This is a genomic window from Kitasatospora sp. NPDC028961, from assembly GCF_055564815.1.
In genome coordinates, this window is sequence record NZ_JBVHVO010000003.1 from 506,332 (window position 1) to 523,521 (window position 17,190).

The 17,190-nt window shown below is 73.1% G+C and carries 17 protein-coding genes; 2 read left to right on the forward strand and 15 right to left on the reverse strand.

The window, feature by feature from the left end; translation table 11 throughout:
* Positions 1 to 60: 60 nt before the first annotated feature.
* The 4 genes from ACZ4UX_RS09730 to leuA all read right to left on the reverse strand — a co-directional run bounded on the left by ACZ4UX_RS09730 (position 61) and on the right by leuA (position 4,668).
* Complete coding sequence (locus tag ACZ4UX_RS09730) at positions 61 to 906, reverse strand: isoprenyl transferase (RefSeq protein WP_329487567.1); 846 nt, start codon at positions 904 to 906, stop codon at positions 61 to 63.
* A 4-nt stretch (positions 907 to 910) separates the two neighbouring features.
* Entirely contained in the window at positions 911 to 1,657 is a 747-nt protein-coding gene (gene recO, locus ACZ4UX_RS09735) for a DNA repair protein RecO (RefSeq protein WP_329487568.1), read from the reverse strand.
* A gap of 278 nt (positions 1,658 to 1,935) precedes the next feature.
* Positions 1,936 to 2,622 carry a TerB family tellurite resistance protein gene (locus ACZ4UX_RS09740; RefSeq protein ID WP_465706233.1) on the reverse strand — a complete coding sequence of 229 codons (687 nt, stop codon included), beginning with the start codon at positions 2,620 to 2,622 and terminating at the stop codon, positions 1,936 to 1,938.
* 249 nt (positions 2,623 to 2,871) lie between these two features.
* Positions 2,872 to 4,668: a 2-isopropylmalate synthase gene (gene leuA, locus ACZ4UX_RS09745; protein WP_329487570.1), complete on the reverse strand. Its 1,797-nt coding sequence runs from the start codon at positions 4,666 to 4,668 to the stop codon at positions 2,872 to 2,874.
* 332 nt (positions 4,669 to 5,000) lie between these two features.
* On the opposite strand from leuA, the gene ACZ4UX_RS09750 reads away from it, so the two are divergent.
* Positions 5,001 to 6,020, forward strand: coding sequence for a M4 family metallopeptidase (locus ACZ4UX_RS09750; RefSeq protein WP_465706234.1), 1,020 nt, complete (start codon positions 5,001 to 5,003; stop codon positions 6,018 to 6,020).
* A 114-nt stretch (positions 6,021 to 6,134) separates the two neighbouring features.
* Positions 6,135 to 6,401: a protealysin inhibitor emfourin gene (locus tag ACZ4UX_RS09755; protein ID WP_329487572.1), complete on the forward strand. Its 267-nt coding sequence runs from the start codon at positions 6,135 to 6,137 to the stop codon at positions 6,399 to 6,401.
* A gap of 65 nt (positions 6,402 to 6,466) precedes the next feature.
* Here ACZ4UX_RS09755 and era read toward each other — a convergent pair whose 3' ends face one another.
* The 11 genes from era to ACZ4UX_RS09810 all read right to left on the reverse strand — a co-directional run bounded on the left by era (position 6,467) and on the right by ACZ4UX_RS09810 (position 17,121).
* On the reverse strand, positions 6,467 to 7,396 hold the full coding sequence (gene era / locus ACZ4UX_RS09760; protein WP_329487573.1) for a GTPase Era: 930 nt from the start codon (positions 7,394 to 7,396) through the stop codon (positions 6,467 to 6,469).
* Positions 7,397 to 7,446: 50 nt separating this feature from the next.
* The gene (locus tag ACZ4UX_RS09765; RefSeq protein ID WP_329487576.1) at positions 7,447 to 7,608 is read right to left on the reverse strand and encodes a hypothetical protein; all 162 of its coding nucleotides are present in this window, start codon (positions 7,606 to 7,608) and stop codon (positions 7,447 to 7,449) included.
* Between the two features lie 159 nt (positions 7,609 to 7,767).
* Positions 7,768 to 8,121: a cytidine deaminase gene (locus ACZ4UX_RS09770; RefSeq protein ID WP_329487578.1), complete on the reverse strand. Its 354-nt coding sequence runs from the start codon at positions 8,119 to 8,121 to the stop codon at positions 7,768 to 7,770.
* 86 nt (positions 8,122 to 8,207) lie between these two features.
* Positions 8,208 to 8,789, reverse strand: coding sequence for a DUF4383 domain-containing protein (locus tag ACZ4UX_RS09775; protein ID WP_329487579.1), 582 nt, complete (start codon positions 8,787 to 8,789; stop codon positions 8,208 to 8,210).
* Positions 8,790 to 8,852: 63 nt separating this feature from the next.
* Positions 8,853 to 9,089, reverse strand: a complete 237-nt coding sequence (locus ACZ4UX_RS09780; protein ID WP_329487580.1) for a hypothetical protein — start codon at positions 9,087 to 9,089, stop codon at positions 8,853 to 8,855.
* Between the two features lie 32 nt (positions 9,090 to 9,121).
* On the reverse strand, positions 9,122 to 10,447 hold the full coding sequence (locus tag ACZ4UX_RS09785) for a hemolysin family protein (protein WP_329487581.1): 1,326 nt from the start codon (positions 10,445 to 10,447) through the stop codon (positions 9,122 to 9,124).
* Positions 10,448 to 10,466: 19 nt separating this feature from the next.
* Positions 10,467 to 10,961, reverse strand: coding sequence for an rRNA maturation RNase YbeY (ybeY, locus tag ACZ4UX_RS09790; RefSeq protein ID WP_329487582.1), 495 nt, complete (start codon positions 10,959 to 10,961; stop codon positions 10,467 to 10,469).
* A gap of 14 nt (positions 10,962 to 10,975) precedes the next feature.
* Entirely contained in the window at positions 10,976 to 12,109 is a 1,134-nt protein-coding gene (locus ACZ4UX_RS09795; RefSeq protein WP_396487028.1) for a PhoH family protein, read from the reverse strand.
* A gap of 226 nt (positions 12,110 to 12,335) precedes the next feature.
* Positions 12,336 to 13,259: a ribonuclease Z gene (locus tag ACZ4UX_RS09800; protein WP_329487583.1), complete on the reverse strand. Its 924-nt coding sequence runs from the start codon at positions 13,257 to 13,259 to the stop codon at positions 12,336 to 12,338.
* Between the two features lie 5 nt (positions 13,260 to 13,264).
* Positions 13,265 to 13,618, reverse strand: coding sequence for a histidine triad nucleotide-binding protein (locus tag ACZ4UX_RS09805; protein WP_329487584.1), 354 nt, complete (start codon positions 13,616 to 13,618; stop codon positions 13,265 to 13,267).
* 182 nt (positions 13,619 to 13,800) lie between these two features.
* The gene (locus ACZ4UX_RS09810; RefSeq protein ID WP_465706235.1) at positions 13,801 to 17,121 is read right to left on the reverse strand and encodes a S41 family peptidase; all 3,321 of its coding nucleotides are present in this window, start codon (positions 17,119 to 17,121) and stop codon (positions 13,801 to 13,803) included.
* Positions 17,122 to 17,190 lie beyond the last annotated feature (69 nt).

Below are 17,190 nucleotides of genomic sequence, written 5' to 3' on the forward strand. Positions count from 1 at the left end.
TACCCCGTCGGGCACGGTCCGCGTCCCGGCGCCGGGACGCGGAGCGCGCCCGACGGCGGCTCAGCGCTGCGCGGGGACCTCTGCGGCCTCGCCGGGGGCGACCTCGTTGGGGATCGCCCCGCCGAAGCGGCGGTCGCGCCGCGCGTACTGCTCGCAGGCCCGCCAGAGGTCCCGGCGGTCGAAGTCCGGCCAGAGCACGTCCTGGAACACGAACTCCGCGTACGCCGACTGCCAGAGCAGGAAGTTGGACGTCCGCTGCTCGCCGCTCGGGCGCAGGAAGAGGTCCACGTCCGGCATGTCCGGGTGGTACAGGTACTTGGCGATGGTCTTCTCGTTGACCTTCTTCGGGTCCAGCCGGCCCGCCGCGACATCGGCCGCGATGGCCGCCATGGCGTCCGCGATCTCCGCCCGGCCGCCGTAGTTGACGCACATGTAGAGCGTGACGGCGTCGTTCTCCCTGGTCTGCTCCTCGGCGACCTTGAGCTCCTGGACGACGCTCTTCCACAGCTTGGGCATCCGGCCGGCCCAGCGGACCCGCACGCCCATCGCGTCCATCTCGTCACGGCGGCGGTGGATGACGTCCCGGTTGAAGTTCATCAGGAACTTCACCTCGTCGGGCGAGCGCTTCCAGTTCTCGGTGGAGAACGCGTACAGCGAGATGTTCTTCACACCGAGCTCGATCGCGCCCTTGAGCACGTCCAGCACCACGGACTCGCCGACCTTGTGGCCCTCCGTGCGCGGCAGCCCGCGCTCCTTGGCCCAGCGCCCGTTCCCGTCCATCACGATCGCGACGTGGTTGGGGACCAGCTCGCCGGGGATCTTCGGGGGCTGTGCGCCGCTGGGGTGCGGGGTCGGGGGGAGGTACTCCCTTTGCTTGCCACCGCCGAAGAGCCGTCGCGCTGCCATGTGCTCACTTCTCCACGTATCTCATCGAGCGGATGCCCCGCTCCAGGTGCCACTGCAGATAGGCCGCGACCAGGCCGCTGCCCTCCCGCCAGTACCTCGGCTCGCAGGTGTCGGCCGTCCGCCAGTCCCCTGACAGCAGCGCCCCGAGCAGTACCAGTGTCTCAGGGGAGGGTACGGCACAACCGGGGACTCGGCAGTCTCCGCACAGCACGCCGCCCGCCTGGAGCGAGAAGAACCGGTTCGGGCCCTCCAGGCCGCACTTGGCGCAGTCGGTGAAGCTCGCGCCGTACCCGTTGACGGCCAGCGAGCGGAGCAGGAAGGCGTCCATCACCAGGTGCGACTCGTGCACCCCGGCCGCCAGCGTCCGCAGGCCGCCGACCAGCAGCAGGTACTGCTGGACGGCCGGCTCGCCCTCGTTCTCGGCGAACCGCTCCGCCGTCTCCAGCATCGCCGTCCCCGCGGTGTAGCGGCCGTAGTCGGTGACGATCGAGCCGCCGTACGGGGCGATCGTCTCCACCTGGGTGCAGAGCGGCAGCCCGCGCCCCACCAGCTCGCTCCCCCGGCTGAAGAACTGCACGTCCACGTGCGAGAACGGCTCCAGCCGGGCGCCGAACTTGGACTTGGTCTTGCGCACCCCGCGGGCCACCGCACGCACCTTGCCGTGCTGGCGGGTGAGCATGGTGATGATCCGGTCGGCCTCGCCGAGCTTCTGCGCCCGGAGCACCACGCCGTCGTCCCGGAACAGGCTCATGCGGCGGCCTCGCGGCCGGCGTCGAACAGTGTGGACATCCCACCATTGTCCCCCACCGGCCGACCTCCGGGCGGCAGCCGTGTGGCCCGCACCGGGGCCGTGGGGGAGACCCGATCGGTGCGGGGCACGGCGGGCCCGGGGTGGGGCGCCGCCCGGCCGGGGGGCCGGGGGGCGGTTCGGGCCCGGTTCGTGGGGGTCCCGGGGGGGCGGCCGTACGAGGGCCGCGTGGTGCGACGGCCGAGGCCCTTCCCGCGCGGCCGGGACGTGGCCCGCGCGGCCTAGTACGAAGCGCGGGTGGCCGCCTCCAGCAGCACCCCGACCCTTGCCTGCGGCAGGTCCAGGCAGCGCCCCACAGCGGCCAGCGCCTCCCGCTCCTGGGGCAGGTAGCGCCCGTCGGCCAGCGCGATCGCGGCCCCCTGCAGCAGCAGCCGCTCCCGGCCGTGGTGGGCCAGGTGCGGGGCGAGCGGTTCGAGCACCGCGTGCAGTTCCACCGCCAGCGCGCCGGCGTCCCCGAGCCCGGAGGACGCCTCCAGGTCGTGGGCGTCCCGGAGTTCGCCGCCGAGCCCGGAGAGCGCGGCCAGCGCGGCGAGCACCTGGGCCTCGCCGCAGTCGTCGAAACCGGCCTCCCGGACGGCCGCGCAGGCCGCCTCGCGGGCCGCCCGGTGCGCCGTCCCACCGGCCGCCAGCAGCGCGAGGGCCACGGTGTACTGCGCGTCGCGCAGCATCCCGCCGAGGCGCACGCAGGTGGGCTGGTCCAGGCTCTCCACGCCGTAGCGGCCGTGGCAGGTGGTGCACTGCACGCTGCGGACGACCGGGCCGAGCGGCAGCACCGCCGCGCCCAGCAACCGCAGCCACCGCCGGCCGTGCTGCCGGCGGTAGTTGCGGTCCCCGCCGCAGCCTGGACAGAAGAAGTCACCGAGAACGTCAGTCCGCCACCGCGGGCGAACACCCCACAACCCTGTCACGGCGCCACTCCCCAGACATGGCAGGCGGCCTGCACAACAATGGGCAGGTCACGCGACCGGACCCCGAGGCCGTCCCACCGACCCGGATTTCCGGTGGGTCGATGTTGCCATGGTTACCGGCACGTGTCAGTACCTCGAACGGCTTCCGGGCCGAAAAAATGTGGCGCAGGCCACAGCCGCCCACCCGGGACCGCCCACGACGACGGCGGGCCGCCCCGGAGGACGGCCCGCCACTACCACTCGTACGAACTACCCGCGCTGCGCCCGGTTGACGGCGCTGATCATCGCCTTCAGCGAGGCCAGCACCGTGTTGCCGTCGATGCCCACGCCCCACAGCACCTTGCCGTCGACGGCGCACTCGACGTACGCGGCGGCCTGGGCGTCGCCGCCCTCGCTCAGCGCGTGCTCCGCGTAGTCCAGCACCCGGACGTCCACCCCGATCCGGCCCAGCGCGTCGGCGAAGGCGGAGACCGGGCCGTTGCCGGTACCGGCCAGGGTGACCGGCGCGCCCTCGACCACGGCCTGGGCGGTCAGCGCGTCCCTGCCGTCCTCGGTGGTCAGGCTGCGCGAGCCGCTCAGCGAGATCCGGCCCCACGGGTTGTCGGTGGTCGGCAGGTACTCGTCCTGGAAGACCGCCCAGATCGCCGCCGGGGTGACCTCGCCGCCCTCGGCGTCGGTCTTGGCCTGGATGATCCGGGAGAACTCGATCTGCATCCGGCGCGGCAGGTCCAGCTTGTGGTCGTTCTTCAGGACGTAGGCGACGCCGCCCTTGCCGGACTGGCTGTTGACCCGGATGACCGCCTCGTAGGTGCGGCCGACGTCCTTCGGGTCGATCGGCAGGTACGGCACACCCCAGGTGTGCTCGCCCACCGGCACGCCGGCCGCCTTCGCGTCGGCCTCCAGGGCGTCGAAGCCCTTCTTGATCGCGTCCTGGTGCGAGCCGGAGAAGGAGGTGTACACCAGGTCGCCGGCGTACGGGTGGCGCGGGTGCACCTCCATCTGGTTGCAGTACTCGGCGGTGCGGCGCACCTCGTCGATGTCGGAGAAGTCGATCTGCGGGTCGATGCCCTGCGAGAACAGGTTCATGCCCAGGGTCACCAGGTCGACGTTGCCGGTCCGCTCGCCCTGGCCGAACAGGCAGCCCTCGATGCGGTCGGCGCCGGCCATGTAGGCCAGCTCGGCGGAGGCGACGGCGGTGCCGCGGTCGTTGTGCGGGTGCACCGACAGGCAGACGTGCTCGCGGCGGGACAGGTTGCGCGACATCCACTCGAACTGGTCGGCCTGGACGTTCGGGGTGGCCCGCTCGATGGTGGCCGGCAGGTTCAGGATGATCTCGCGGCCCTCGCCCGGCTGCCAGACGTCCATCACCGCCTCGCAGACCTCCAGGGCGAAGTCCAGCTCGGTGTCGACGAAGATCTCCGGCGAGTACTGGTAGCCGAAGACGGTGTCGTCGCCCAGCAGCTTCTCGGCGTACTCCATCACCAGCCGGGTGCCGTCGGTGGCGATCGCCTTGGTGGCCGCCCGGTCGTTGCGGAACACCACCCGGCGGAACAGCGGCGCGGTCGCGTTGTACAGGTGCACGGTCGCCCGCGGCGCGCCGACCAGCGACTCGACGGTCTTCTCGATCAGCTCCTCGCGGGCCTGGGTCAGCACCGAGATGGTGACGTCCTCCGGGATCGCCCCCTCCTCGATCAGCGACCGTACGAAGGCGTGGTCGGTGGCGCCGGAGGAGGGGAAGCCGACCTCGATCTCCTTGTAGCCCATGCCGACCAGCAGGTCGAACATCTTGCGCTTGCGGGCCGGGGACATCGGGTCGATCAGCGCCTGGTTGCCGTCCCGCAGGTCGGTGGAGAGCCAGCGCGGCGCCTTGGTGATGACCTTCGACGGCCAGCTGCGGTCCGGCAGGTCGACCGTGCCGAACGGCAGGTAGCGGCCGTGGCGCATGCCGGCGCCCCGCTGGCGCACGGTCGCGGCGGTGATCGGCGTCGGACGGTCGACGAACGCGCGACCGGCGGGGATGGACGCGGCGGAGCTCTGCTCGGTCATGGAGGTGACTCTCGGCTTCCTGTGATGCGGGGCTTGTCGGGGTGAGATGGACACCCGACCGGCCGGCCTGCTGCCGCGCACGACCCCTCGGTGGGCCGCAGTATTGCAACGCGCACAGCACAGTCCCCGCGGCGAGGGAGCCGGCCCTGGTGGACTACAGGCCCTCGACGCGGCAGCTAAGAAGAAGCAGCCCGTTGCGCATGATGTCGTCCAGCGTAACCGAGGAGCACGCGCCCCCGAAGTGAGCCGGGCGGACATTCCACCCCTTGAGACGGCGCCCGATTCCGTCCACGCCGGTGACAAGGGGTCACGAATGCCTCACTCTTGGCCACATGACCGCCGAACCGCCGCTCTGCGCGATCGTTCCGCCGTACGTCCTGGACCGCCTCGCCGAGGCCGGTCACGAACCCGCCGCCCGCTCCCTCGCCCTGGATGCCGCGCACCGCACGGCCCGCCTCACCGCCACTGCGCCGCAGCCCGGCGGCACCCGCCTGGAGCGGGTGATCTGCGACGCCGGACACAGCGAACGGCTGCCCGGCCGCACCGTCCGCCGGGAGGACCAGGGGCCCGTCCCCGACCGGTCCGTCAACCACGCCTACGACGGCCTCGGCGACACCTTCGCCCTGTTCGCCGACGCCTTCGGCCGCCGTTCGATCGACGACCAGGGTCTGCGGCTGGACGCCACCGTGCACTACGGCCGCGACTACGACAACGCCTTCTGGGACGGCCGGCGGATGGTCTTCGGCGACGGCGACGGCGAGGTGTTCGGCGACTTCACCGCCTGCGTCGACGTGATCGGCCACGAACTCACCCACGGCGTCACCCAGTTCACCGCCGCACTGGAGTACCGGGGCCAGCCCGGCGCGCTCAACGAGTCCGTCTCCGACGTGTTCGGCTCGCTCGTGAAGCAGTACGCGCTGCGCCAGGACGCCGGCGAAGCGGACTGGCTGATCGGCGCCGGCCTGCTCGCCCCGGGCGTGCAGGGGGTGGCACTGCGCTCGATGAAGGCGCCCGGGACCGCGTACGACGACCCCCGGCTCGGCAAGGACCCGCAGCCGGCCCATCTGCGCGACTACGTCCGCACCGCCCAGGACAACGGCGGCGTGCACATCAACTCCGGCATCCCGAACCACGCCTTCTACCTGCTGGCCACCGCGCTCGGCGGGCCGGCCTGGGAGCGGGCCGGGCGGATCTGGTACGACGCGCTGACCGGCCGGCAGCTGCCCGGGGACGCCGACTTCGCGGCCTTCGCCCGGGCCACCGTGGCGGCCGCCCGGGCCCGCTACCCCGAACCCGCGGTGGGCGACACCGTGACGGCGGCCTGGGCGAAGGTCGGGGTCAGTACGGCCTGAGCCGCCCGACCGCGGTCGAGCCCGACTTGAGCGGTCATAAGGTTTAAGAGCGCATAAGGTCAAGGTCCTGGAAAAGCCCGGCAAACGCCATCCCTGCGTAGCACCATGGACACCATGCGTATCCAGGTGACCCGGACCGGCGGCCTCGCGGGGAACGTCCGCCGCGCGGAGCTCGACACCACCGCGCGGACGGACGCCCCGCACGTGCACGCGCTCGCCCGCGAGGCCGTCGCGGGCGGGCTGCGGGCGCCCTCCTACGGGGTGCCGGACGGCTTCCACTACGAGATCACCGTCGACGGCCGGACGGTGCACTGCGCCGACCCGAAGCTCACCGAGTCGCAACGGGAGCTGGTCTCGCTGGTGCTGCGCGAGGGCGCCTAGGGGGGACGCCGCAGGGCCCGTCCGGACGCGGTCGTCCGGACGGGCCCTGCTCGGTGCGGGCGGGGTCAGAAGCCCAGCTTGCGCAGCTGCTTCGGGTCGCGCTGCCAGTCCTTGGCGACCTTGACGTGCAGGTCCAGGTAGACCGGCGTGCCGAGCAGCGCCTCGATGTGCTTGCGGGCGGTGGTGCCGACGTGCTTCAACCGGGCGCCCTTGGCCCCGATCACGATCGCCTTCTGGCTCTGCCGCTCGATGTAGACGTTCGCGTGGATGTCCAGCAGCGGCCGGTCCGCCGGGCGGTCCTCGCGCGGGATCATCTCCTCGACGACCACGGCCAGCGAGTGCGGGAGCTCGTCCCGGACGCCCTCCAGGGCGGCCTCCCGGATCAGCTCGGCGACCATGATCACCTCCGGCTCGTCGGTGAGGTCGCCGTCCGGGTAGAGCGGCATGCCCTCCGGGAGCAGCTTGGTGATCAGCTCGGCGACCAGCTCGACCTGCTTGTCGCCGACCGCCGAGACCGGGATGATCTCGGCCCACTCGATGCCCAGCTCGGCACCGAGCTGGTGGACGGCGATCAGCTGCTCGGCCAGCCGCTTGGAGTCGACCAGGTCGGTCTTGGTGACGATGGCCACCTTGGGGGTCTTCTTGATGTCGGCGAGTTCCTTGGCGATGAACTTGTCGCCGGGGCCGAGCTTCTGGTCGGCGGGCAGGCAGAAGCCGATCACGTCGACCTCGGCCCAGGTGGAGCGGACGAGGTCGTTCAGCCGCTCGCCGAGCAGGGTGCGCGGCTTGTGCAGACCGGGGGTGTCGACCAGCACGAGCTGGGCGTCCGGGCGGTGCACGATGCCGCGCACGGTGTGCCGGGTGGTCTGCGGACGGTCGGAGGTGATCGCGACCTTCGTCCCCACCAGGGCGTTGGTCAGGGTCGACTTGCCCGCGTTGGGCCGGCCGACGAAGCACGCGAAGCCGGAGCGGTACGAGGAGGAAGGGGCACTCATGGGCTCCATTCTCCCTGATCACCGGGCGCCCGGCGGACAGCCCGCCCCCGTCAGCCCTTTTTGCCGCCCAGAACGGCGGAGATCCCGCTGATCAGGACGATGAGGAGGAAGGCGACGGAGCCCCAGAGCCAGAACGGCGACCCGGTCTCCTGCCACTTGCCCATCCCCATGACGCCCAGCAGCAGGCCCGCGAAGAACGCGAACGGTCCCATGCCCCCAGCCCCCTCACCGCGACCTGCTCACCATCTGTACCGGTGAGATTATCTGCGGATCCTGGAGGCCCGGGCGCCCGGGCTGCCCCGGGCTGCCCCGGGCGCCCCGAGCCGTCCCCCGGCGGACCCCGGCGGCGCCCGGTACGCCGTCGACGCGCCTCAGCGCGCCTCGGCCGCCACCTTGAGCGCCCCGTCCGGTCCGGCGAGCAGCACCGGCGTCCCGGCCCCGCCGAGGTCCCGCACCGCGGCCAGATCGGCCTCGGCCGGCTCCCCGGCCTCGCTCACCACGGCGGCCGCCTCCAGCGACCTGGCGCCGCTGGCCACCGCCATCGCCACCGCCGTCTGCAGCGCGCTGAGCCGCAGCGACTCCAGCGCGACCGTGCCCGCCACGTAGGTGCGCCCGGTCTCGTCACGCACCGCGGCCCCCTCCGCGACGCCGTTGCGGGCGCGCGCGGAGCGGGCCAGGGTGATGATCTTCTTGTCTTCGGGATCCAGCTCGACGATGTCACTCATGGCGCCGAGCATAGGACGCCCCGCCGACCGGCCGTCCGCGCCCTGCGACGCGGACGGCCCCGCCGGCCTCAGTGGCCTCAGTGGCCTCAGTGGCCGATCGGATTGGGCGGCCCGGGCCGCATGACCTTGACGAAGGTCTTCGGACCGTTCGGCAGCGGCTCCTCCTCGGCGGACCGCTTGCGCCAGTACGGGTTGTCGTGCGGCAGATGGCTGCTGACCCTGCCGTACATCCCGAAGGTCACCACGACCAGTCCGAAGATGAACGCGAACAGCACGTTGGACATCCGGAAGTTGAGGATGTTGGCGTCCGGCCGGCCGAGCACCGTCAGCCCGTAGAAACCGGAGAGCACGAAGAGGATGCCGACCACCATGTTGAGGTTGGCGGCGAAGTTCCCGCCGATCACCGCGCCGGCCACCAGGACCGCGCCCATCACGATGGAGAGGATGCTCAGCGCTCCGTTGGTCGACATCCCGGCGATGTCGTCGCCCTCGGTGGACAGGAAGCCGGGATGGTCCGCCAGCCCGAGGATGCCGAACACGATCAGGAAGATCCCGCCGAGTCCCGCCCCGGTCCGCCAGACCAGGAGCAGCCGGTGGTCGACCGGCAGTTCGTCTTGCAGCTTCATGGTGACCTCCACCATGGCGACGTCGAAACGGCCTTCGTTCACGCTACTCCGACCGCGGAGCGGGCGCACGGCCTGGCTTCCGGGGGGCGGTACCCCCGCATGTGCCTAGCTGTAGGGGTGGCTCCCCTGCATGTGCGGCACCTCGTGCATGTACAGCGAGCCGCACTGCTGACAGCAGCGCAGCCCGGTGCCCCACTCCTGGTCCGGCCGGGTCTCGGCGTCGGTGTCCATCGTGCGGCCGCAGAGGGCCGCCGCGGGTTCGGCGGCCCGGACGACGTGCCAGGTCTTCGCCCCGGCCGACCGACCCTGCGGGCCGTACTCCGCACGCAGTAGATGAGTCATGACGCCATCGTCGCCCCGCGGCCGCCCGAACGCTACTCGCCGGACTCCTGGAGGGCCTCGGCCGAGACCCGGACCGGGATCGCGACCATCGAACCGATCCGGTTGCGGCGGCCGGCCGAGCTCTCCGCGGTCAGCCGGATGGCGGTCAGGTCGGTGGCCGCGTCCTCGGGCAGCGGGATCTCGCAGGACGAGCCCGGGATCGGCACCCGGCCGAGGTGCTTGGCGAGCAGGCCGCCGACGGTCTCGACGTCCTCGTCCTCCAGCTCGATCCCGAAGAGCTCGCCGAGGTCCTCGACCAGCAGCCGGGCGGTGATCCGGTACGAGCCGTCACCGAGGTCCTCGACCGGCGCGATCTCCCGGTCGTACTCGTCGGTGATCTCGCCGACGATCTCCTCCAGGATGTCCTCGATGGTGACCAGTCCGGCCGTGCCGCCGTACTCGTCGATCACGATCGCCACGTGCGAACGGCGCTGCTGCATCTCGCGCAGCAGGTCGCCGGCCGGCTTGGAGTCCGGGACGAAGACGGCCGGCCGCATCACCGCGCCGACCTCCTCCGACTCGGCCTCGCGGTTGATGTGGGTGCGCCGCACGAGGTCCTTGAGGTAGACGATGCCGACCACGTCGTCCTCGTTGTCGCCGACCACCGGGATCCGCGAGAAGCCCGAACGCAGCGCCAGGGTCAGCGCCTGACGGACGGTCTTGTGACGCTCGATCATCACCAGGTCGGTGCGCGGCACCATCACCTCGCGGACGATGGTGTCGCCCAGCTCGAAGACCGAGTGCACCATCCGGCGCTCCTCGTCCTCGATCAGGTCGTCCTTCTCGGCGAGGTCCACCAGGGCGCGCAGCTCCGCCTCGGAGGCGAACGGCCCCTCGCGGTAGCCCTTGCCCGGGGTCAGCGCGTTGCCGAGCAGGATCAGCAGCCGCGGGATCGGGCCGAGCACGCCCGCCAGCGGCAGCAGCACGAAGGAGGCCGCCGTGGAGGTGGTCAGCGGGTGCTGGCGCCCGATCGTGCGGGGCGAGACGCCGACCGCCACGAAGGAGACCAGCACCATCACGCCGAACGCCAGCAGCACGGCCTGCCAGGTGGAGTCCAGGCTCCGCACGCAGACCACGGTGACCAGGACCGCCGCCGCCATCTCGCTGGCCACCCGGATCAGGGTGGCCAGGTTGAGGTAGCGGATCGGGTCGGAGGCCAGCGCCAGCAGCCGGGCCGAGCCCCGCCGGCCGGCCCGGACGGCCTCCTCCGCGCGGAACCGGGAGACCCGGGAGATACCCGCCTCGGCGCAGGCCGCCAGCCAGCCGAGGACGACCAGCAGCACGGCGCCGAGGATGAAACTCGTACTCTCACCACTCACAGGGGTTCGGGCTCCGCGCTCAGTGGGTGGTGGGGGCCGGGGAGATCCCGCCCAGGCCGCGGCCGGCCCGCCAGCCGTCGAGGATGGCCTTCTGGAGGCCGAACATCTCCTCCTCCTCGTCCGGCTCCTCGTGGTCGTACCCGAGCACGTGGAGCACCCCGTGGACGGTGAGCAGCTGCAGCTCCTCGTCCATCGAGTGCTTGGACGGAGCCGCCTTGCCCTGCTGCTCGGCCACCTCGGGGCAGAGCACGATGTCGCCGAGCAGGCCCTGCGGCAGCTCCTCGCCCTCCTTGCCGGGACGCAGCTCGTCCATCGGGAAGGACATCACGTCGGTCGGGCCGGGGAGGTCCATCCACTGGATGTGCAGCTCCTCCATCGCCGCACCGTCCACCAGGATCACGGACAGTTCTGACTGCGGGTGGATCCGCATCTTGTCCAGCGCGTAGCGGGCGACGTCGAGGATGGACTCCTCGTCGGCGTCCCAACCGGACTCATTGGCGATGTCGATCGACATGACGGGCTGGTTACTCAGCTTTCGGTGCGATGGGACTGTCGGGGTGCGCGCGGTGCGGTCGTCTTGCCGGGGCGCCGCTGGCCGGGCTTGCGGGCCGACGGAGCGTTCTCCTCGGCCTCCTGCCGGGCGTCCCAGCGCTCGTAGGCGTCCACGATCCGGCCGACCAGCTTGTGGCGGACCACGTCGGTGCTGGTGAGCACGGAGAAGTGGATGTCGGGCACGTCGACCAGGATCTCCTGGACGACCTTGAGGCCGCTGCGGGTGCCGCCCGGGAGGTCGATCTGGCTGGTGTCGCCGGTGACGACCACCCGGGAGTTGAACCCGAGGCGGGTGAGGAACATCTTCATCTGCTCGGGCGAGGTGTTCTGGGCCTCGTCGAGGATGATGAAGGCGTCGTTGAGGGTCCGGCCGCGCATGTAGGCGAGCGGGGCGACCTCGATGGTGCCGGCCGCCATCAGGCGCGGGATGGAGTCCGGGTCCATCATGTCGTGCAGCGCGTCGTAGAGCGGGCGCAGGTACGGGTCGATCTTGTCGAAGAGGGTGCCGGGCAGGAAGCCCAGCCGCTCCCCCGCCTCGACCGCCGGACGGGTCAGGATGATCCGGTTGACCTCCTTGGCCTGGAGGGCCTGGACGGCCTTGGCCATCGCGAGGTAGGTCTTGCCGGTACCGGCCGGGCCGAGCCCGAAGACGATGGTGTGCTTGTCGATCGCGTCGACGTAGCGCTGCTGGTTGAGCGTCTTGGGGCGGATGGTGCGGCCCCGGTTGGACAGGATGTTCGCGGTGAACACCTGCGACGGCGCCGGGCTGTCCGGGTCGTCGACGGCGCTCCGGAGCATGGCGATGGAGCGCTCCACGGCGTCCTCCGTGAGGGGTTGGCCGGTGCGCAGCACCAGCATCATCTCGTCGAAGAGCTGCTTGACGAGGGCGACCTCGGCGCGCTCTCCGGTGGCGGTCACCTCGTTGCCGCGGACGTGGATGTCCGCGGCGGGGAAGCCTCGCTCGATCACCCTCAGCAGCGAGTCCGCGGTGCCGAGCAGGGTGACCATCGGGTGCTTCTCGGGGATGACGATCCGGGCGCTGGTACGGCCCTCGTCGGCCGGTTCGGGGCGCGGCTGTCCGTTCGTACGGGTCTGCGATGTGTCACTCATAGGTCGGCGCTGGGGCCTGCCTCATCCCAATCCGTGGTCTCGTGGTGCCGCGCGGTCCTTCCGGGGCACCAGGGTACGCCGCGAGCGTGATCGCTGCGGCGGGCGGCGGGGCCGCTCCCGACGATGCTGGGGCAGATCGCGGAGCGGCGCGAACGGTTTTCCGCCCGGGACCGGTGCCCCGCCCGGGCGCACGGCCACCGGCCCGCGGCTCCGCGCGCCCGGCCGCTCACGGCCGCCGGCGGGGCGGCACGGGCACCCGGGCGAGGTCCTCGGCGAGCACGACGGTGCCGTCGAAGTGCTTGCGGGCGTCGGCGAGGTGCTGGCCGAGGTCCGGGTAGCGCTGCGAGAAGTGGGTCAGCACCAGGGTGCCCGCGCCGGCCTCGGCGGCGACCTTGCCGGCCTGGCCGGCGGTGAGGTGGCCGTGCTCCTCGGCGAGCCGGGTGTCGGCGTCGGTGAAGGTGGACTCGATGACCAGCAGGTCGGCGCCCTCGGCGAGTTCGTGGACGCCCTCGCAGAGCCGGGTGTCCATCACGAAGGCGAACCGCTGGCCCCGGCGGAACTCGCTGACCTCGTCGAGGGTGACCCGCCGGCCGCCCGACTCGATCGCTCCCCGGTGCTGGAGCCGGCCGACGTCCGGGCCGGCGATGCCGAGCGCGGCCAGCCGCTCGGGCACCAGCCGGCGGCCGTCCGGCTCGGTGAGCCGGTAGCCGAAGGACTCGACGGGGTGCGAGAGCCGGACGGCGTCCAGCGCGAAGCGGGCGCCGGGCGCCGGCAGCGGCCCCGGCCCGTCGATCGGGCGGGGGCGCAGCACGGCGGTCTCGTGGAACGCGGTGGCGTGCCGCAGCCGCTCGAAGTAGACCTCCCCGGAGGCCGGGAAGTAGATGTCCACCGGGTGCGGGACGCGGTCCAGGTTGATCCGCTGGATCACCCCGGCGAGGCCCAGGCTGTGGTCGCCGTGGAAGTGGGTGACCGCGATCCGGGTGATCTGGGTGGCGGAGACCCCGGCGTGCAGCATCTGGCGCTGGGTGCCCTCGCCGGGGTCGAACAGCAGGCCCTCGCCGTCCCAGCGCAGCAGGTAGCCGTTGTGGTTGCGGTGCCGGGTCGGGACCTGGCTGGCCGTGCCGAGGACGACGAGTTCGCGCTGTGACACGTCGTTCAGACCATGCGCTCGTTCATCGGCATGCCGCCGAGCACGTGGACGTGGGCGTGGAAGACGGTCTGGCCCGCGCCCGCGCCGGTGTTGAAGATCAGCCGGTAGTCGTCGAGGCCCTCGTCCCGGGCGACCTCGCCGGCCTCGGCGAGCAGCTCGCCGGCGATCCGCGGCTCGGCGGCGGCCAGCGCGGCGGCGTTCGGGTAGTGGGCGTGCGGGATGACCAGGACGTGGGTCGGAGCCTTCGGGGCGATGTCCCGGAAGGCGAGGACGCGCTCGGTCTTGCGCACCACGGTGGCCGGGATCTCGCCCGCCACGATCTTGCAGAACAGGCAGTCGGACTGCGGCTCGCCGGCCATCGGGGTCTCCTCGCGGTGTCGCACGGTGTCGGTCGGGGCGTACGGCCGCATGCTAGCCGAGCGGCCCGGTCGCCTGCTGGCAGTCGCGCCCGCCCCCGCGGACCCGCCGCCCGCGAGGGGCGTACGGCCCGTGGGGGTGCCCGGTCAGCTGCCCGGGCACCCCCGCCGGACCTGCGCCCGTCCTACCCGGCGTCCTGCCCGGCACCGTGCCCGCCCTCCTGCCCCGCGCCCCGCGGGGCGTCCGGCGCCGGGCCCTGCTCCCAGGGCAGCGGCGGCGGCGTGCTGCCCGGGGTCTCGGTCAGCGCCGCCAGGGCGATCCGGACGCCCTCGGCGAGCTGCGGGTCCTCCCCCGCGGCCCACTGGTGCGGCGCGACCGGCACCTCGACGTCCGGGTCGACGCCGTGGTTCTCCACGCCCCAGCCGTAGCCCTCCAGCCAGAACGCGTACTTCGGCTGGGTGACCAGGGTGCCGTCCACCAGGCTGTACTTGCTGTCGATGCCGATCACGCCGCCCCAGGTCCTCGTCCCGACCACCGGGCCGAGCTTCAGCGCCTGGATGGCGGCGTTGACGATGTCGCCGTCCGAGCCGGAGAACTCGTCGGCCAGCGCCACGATCGGCCCGCGCGGCGCGTCACCGGGGTAGGGCACCGGGTTGGCGAGGTCGCGGGCGACCGTCCAGCCGACGATCCGCCGGGCCAGCTTCTCGATCACCAGCTGCGAGGTGTGGCCGCCGCGGTTCTCCCGGATGTCGACGATCACGCCCTCCCGGGCCATCTCCGACCGCAGGTCGCGGTGGATCTGGGCCCAGCCGGTGCTCTGCATGTCGGGGATGTGCAGGTAGCCGAGCCGCCCGCCGGACAGCTCCCGGACGGCGGCCCGCCGCCCGGCCACCCAGTCGTGGTAGCGCAGCGGCTCGTCGTCGGCGAGCGGGACGACCACCGGGTACCGGCGGTCGGTGCCGTCCTTGCCGGCCACGGTCAGCTCGACCGGTTGTCCGGCGGTGCCGGCCAGCAGCGGGGCCGGGCCGGCGGTCGCGTCCACCGGGCGGCCGTTGACGGCCAGCACCGCGTCGCCCGGGCGGACGGCGGCGCCCGGCGCGGCCAGCGGCGAGCGGGCCCGCGGGTCCGAGGACTCGCCGGGCAGGATCCGGGCGATCCGCCAGACCTCGCCGTCCTTGACCAGGTCGGCGCCGAGCTTGCCCTGCCGGCGGGCGGCCTCGGTGTGGATGCCGTAGGGCTGCACGTAGGCGTGCGAGGTGCCCAGCTCGCCGTGCACCTCCCAGAGCAGGTCGACCAGGTCGTCGTGCGAGCCGAGCCGCTCCACCAGCGGCCGGTAGCGGTCGAGGATCTCGGCCCAGGGCAGGCCGCCGAGGTCCGGGCGCCAGAAGTTGTCGCGCATCAGGCGGCCGTTCTCGTCGTACATCTGCCGCCACTCGGCGGCCGGGTCGACGGTCACCCGCAGCCGGTGCAGGTCGACGTCGATCTCGTCGTCGTCGCCCACCGCCTTGTGGTCGGCCGGGACGATCCGCAGCTCGCCCTCGTCCAGCACGGCGACCCGGGTGCCGTCGCCGCTGACCGCGAACTCGTCGAGCCCGTCGACCAGTTGCTCGACCCGGCGCTTGCGCAGGTCGAACCGCTCCAGGGTGGGGCGCGGCTGCTCGTCCTCCGGGGTGGCCGCGTCGTCGCCGAGTTCGCCGGTGAGCGGGATCCGCGTCCAGAGCACGCCGTCCTTGGCGGCCGCCAGTTCGCCGAACCGGCCGCCCTCGACCGGGAAGGGGATGATCCGGTCGGCGATCCCGTCCAGGTCGACCCGGGTGGCGGGCGGGGCGTCGGCCGCCCCCTCCTCGCCGTCCGCCTTCTTGCCCTTGGGCTCGTCGTCCTCCCCGCCGGCCGGCCGCCCGGCCCGGCGCGGGCCGAACGGGGAGGGGGTGTCGGCGGCCAGGGTGACCAGGTACGGGCGGCAGCCGTTGGGGAACGACAGGTCGAAGACGTGCGAGTCGTAGACCGGGTCGAAGTTGCGCACCGAGAGGAAGGCCAGGTGGCGGCCGTCGGCGGTGAAGGCCGGCGAGGTGTCGATGAAGCGCGCCGGGGTGACCTCGCCGACCGTGCGGGTGGCCAGGTTGGCCAGCACGATCTGGCGCAGCGACCAGGCCCCGAAGCCCGGGCTCGGCCGTGACCAGGCGAGCCAGGCGGAGTCCGGGCTGAACGCCAGCCCGCTGACCTCGCCGTCCGTGCTGCGGTCCAGCTCGTGCACCGTCCCGTCGGCGAGCGACACCAGGAGGACCCGGCCGTCGTGCGCGCCGACCGCCGCCTGCTTGCCGTCCGGCGAGACCGCCAGCGCGCGGACCCGGCCCAGCTGTCCGCCGGCCAGCCGGCGGCGCTCCTCGCCGAGCACGGCGGGGGCGTACTCGACGGCGTCCTCGCCGTCGGCGTCGGTCACCCAGAGCACGCCCTGCGCGCCGTCCTCGCCCGGCACCACGTGGGCCCGCCGGGCCCGGACGCCGGGCGTCTCGTCCAGCACCCGGGCGGGGCCCTCCCGGTGCGGCAGCCAGTGCACGCTGCCGCGCACCACCACGGCGCCGGCCCGGCCGGTGCGGTCGGGGGCGGCGCTCTCCAGCCAGTGCGCGGCCGGCACCGGGCGGGGCCGCCGGCCGGCCCGGGGGCCGGACGGCCGGACGTCCAGCCGGCGCGGCTCGGCGCCGTCGAGGTCGTCCAGCAGCCAGAGGTCACCGGCCCGGTGCCAGATCACCCGGGTGCCGTCGCTGGTCGCGCCGCGGGCGTAGAAGCCCTCCGGGGAGGTGGTGTGGCGGCGCAGGCCGCTGCCGTCGGGGAGGCTGGAGTAGAGCTCGCCGACGCCCTCGTGGTCGGCCAGGAAGGCGATCCGGGCGCCGCCGGGCGCGTCGACCCAGAGCGGCGCCTCGATGTGCCCGTCCAGCTCCTCGTGGACGCGGGCGAACCGCTCGGCGCCGATCCAGAGCTTGCCGACCCGGCCGCCCCGGTAGCGCTTCCACCGCGCGGGCTCCGCACCGGCCGCCGAGAGCAGCAGCACCCGGTCGCCGCCCGGCTCGTACGCCACGCCGCCGACCGGCCCGTACGGCAGCCGCCGCGGCTCGCCGCCGTCCAGCGGTACGGCGTGGGCCCAGGTGCGGCGCAGGGTGGCCTGTCCGGCGGAGGTGGTGGCGACCGGGCTGCCGTCGGCCGTCCAGCCCTGCAGCTGCGTCTGGTCGCTGCCCCAGTACGTCAGCCGCCGGGACGGCCCGCCGTCCACCGGCGCGACGTGCACCTCGGGCGCGCCGTCCCGGGTGGAGACGAAGGCGATGTGCCGGCCGTCCGGCGAGAAGCGCGGGCGGCGGACCGGGACGTGATCGGCCGTCAGCCGCCAGGGCCGGCCACCGTCCAGCGGGGCGAGCCAGACGTCGTTCTCCGCGACGAAGGTGATCAGGTCACCGTGCAGGTGCGGATGGCGCAGGTAGGCGCCGGCAGGGGTGCTCGGGGATTCGCTCACAGCCGCACCCTACGCACCCGCCGGGGCGGCGCGCCTCCGGTTTCGCGCAGGCCGCCCCCTACGGGGGAC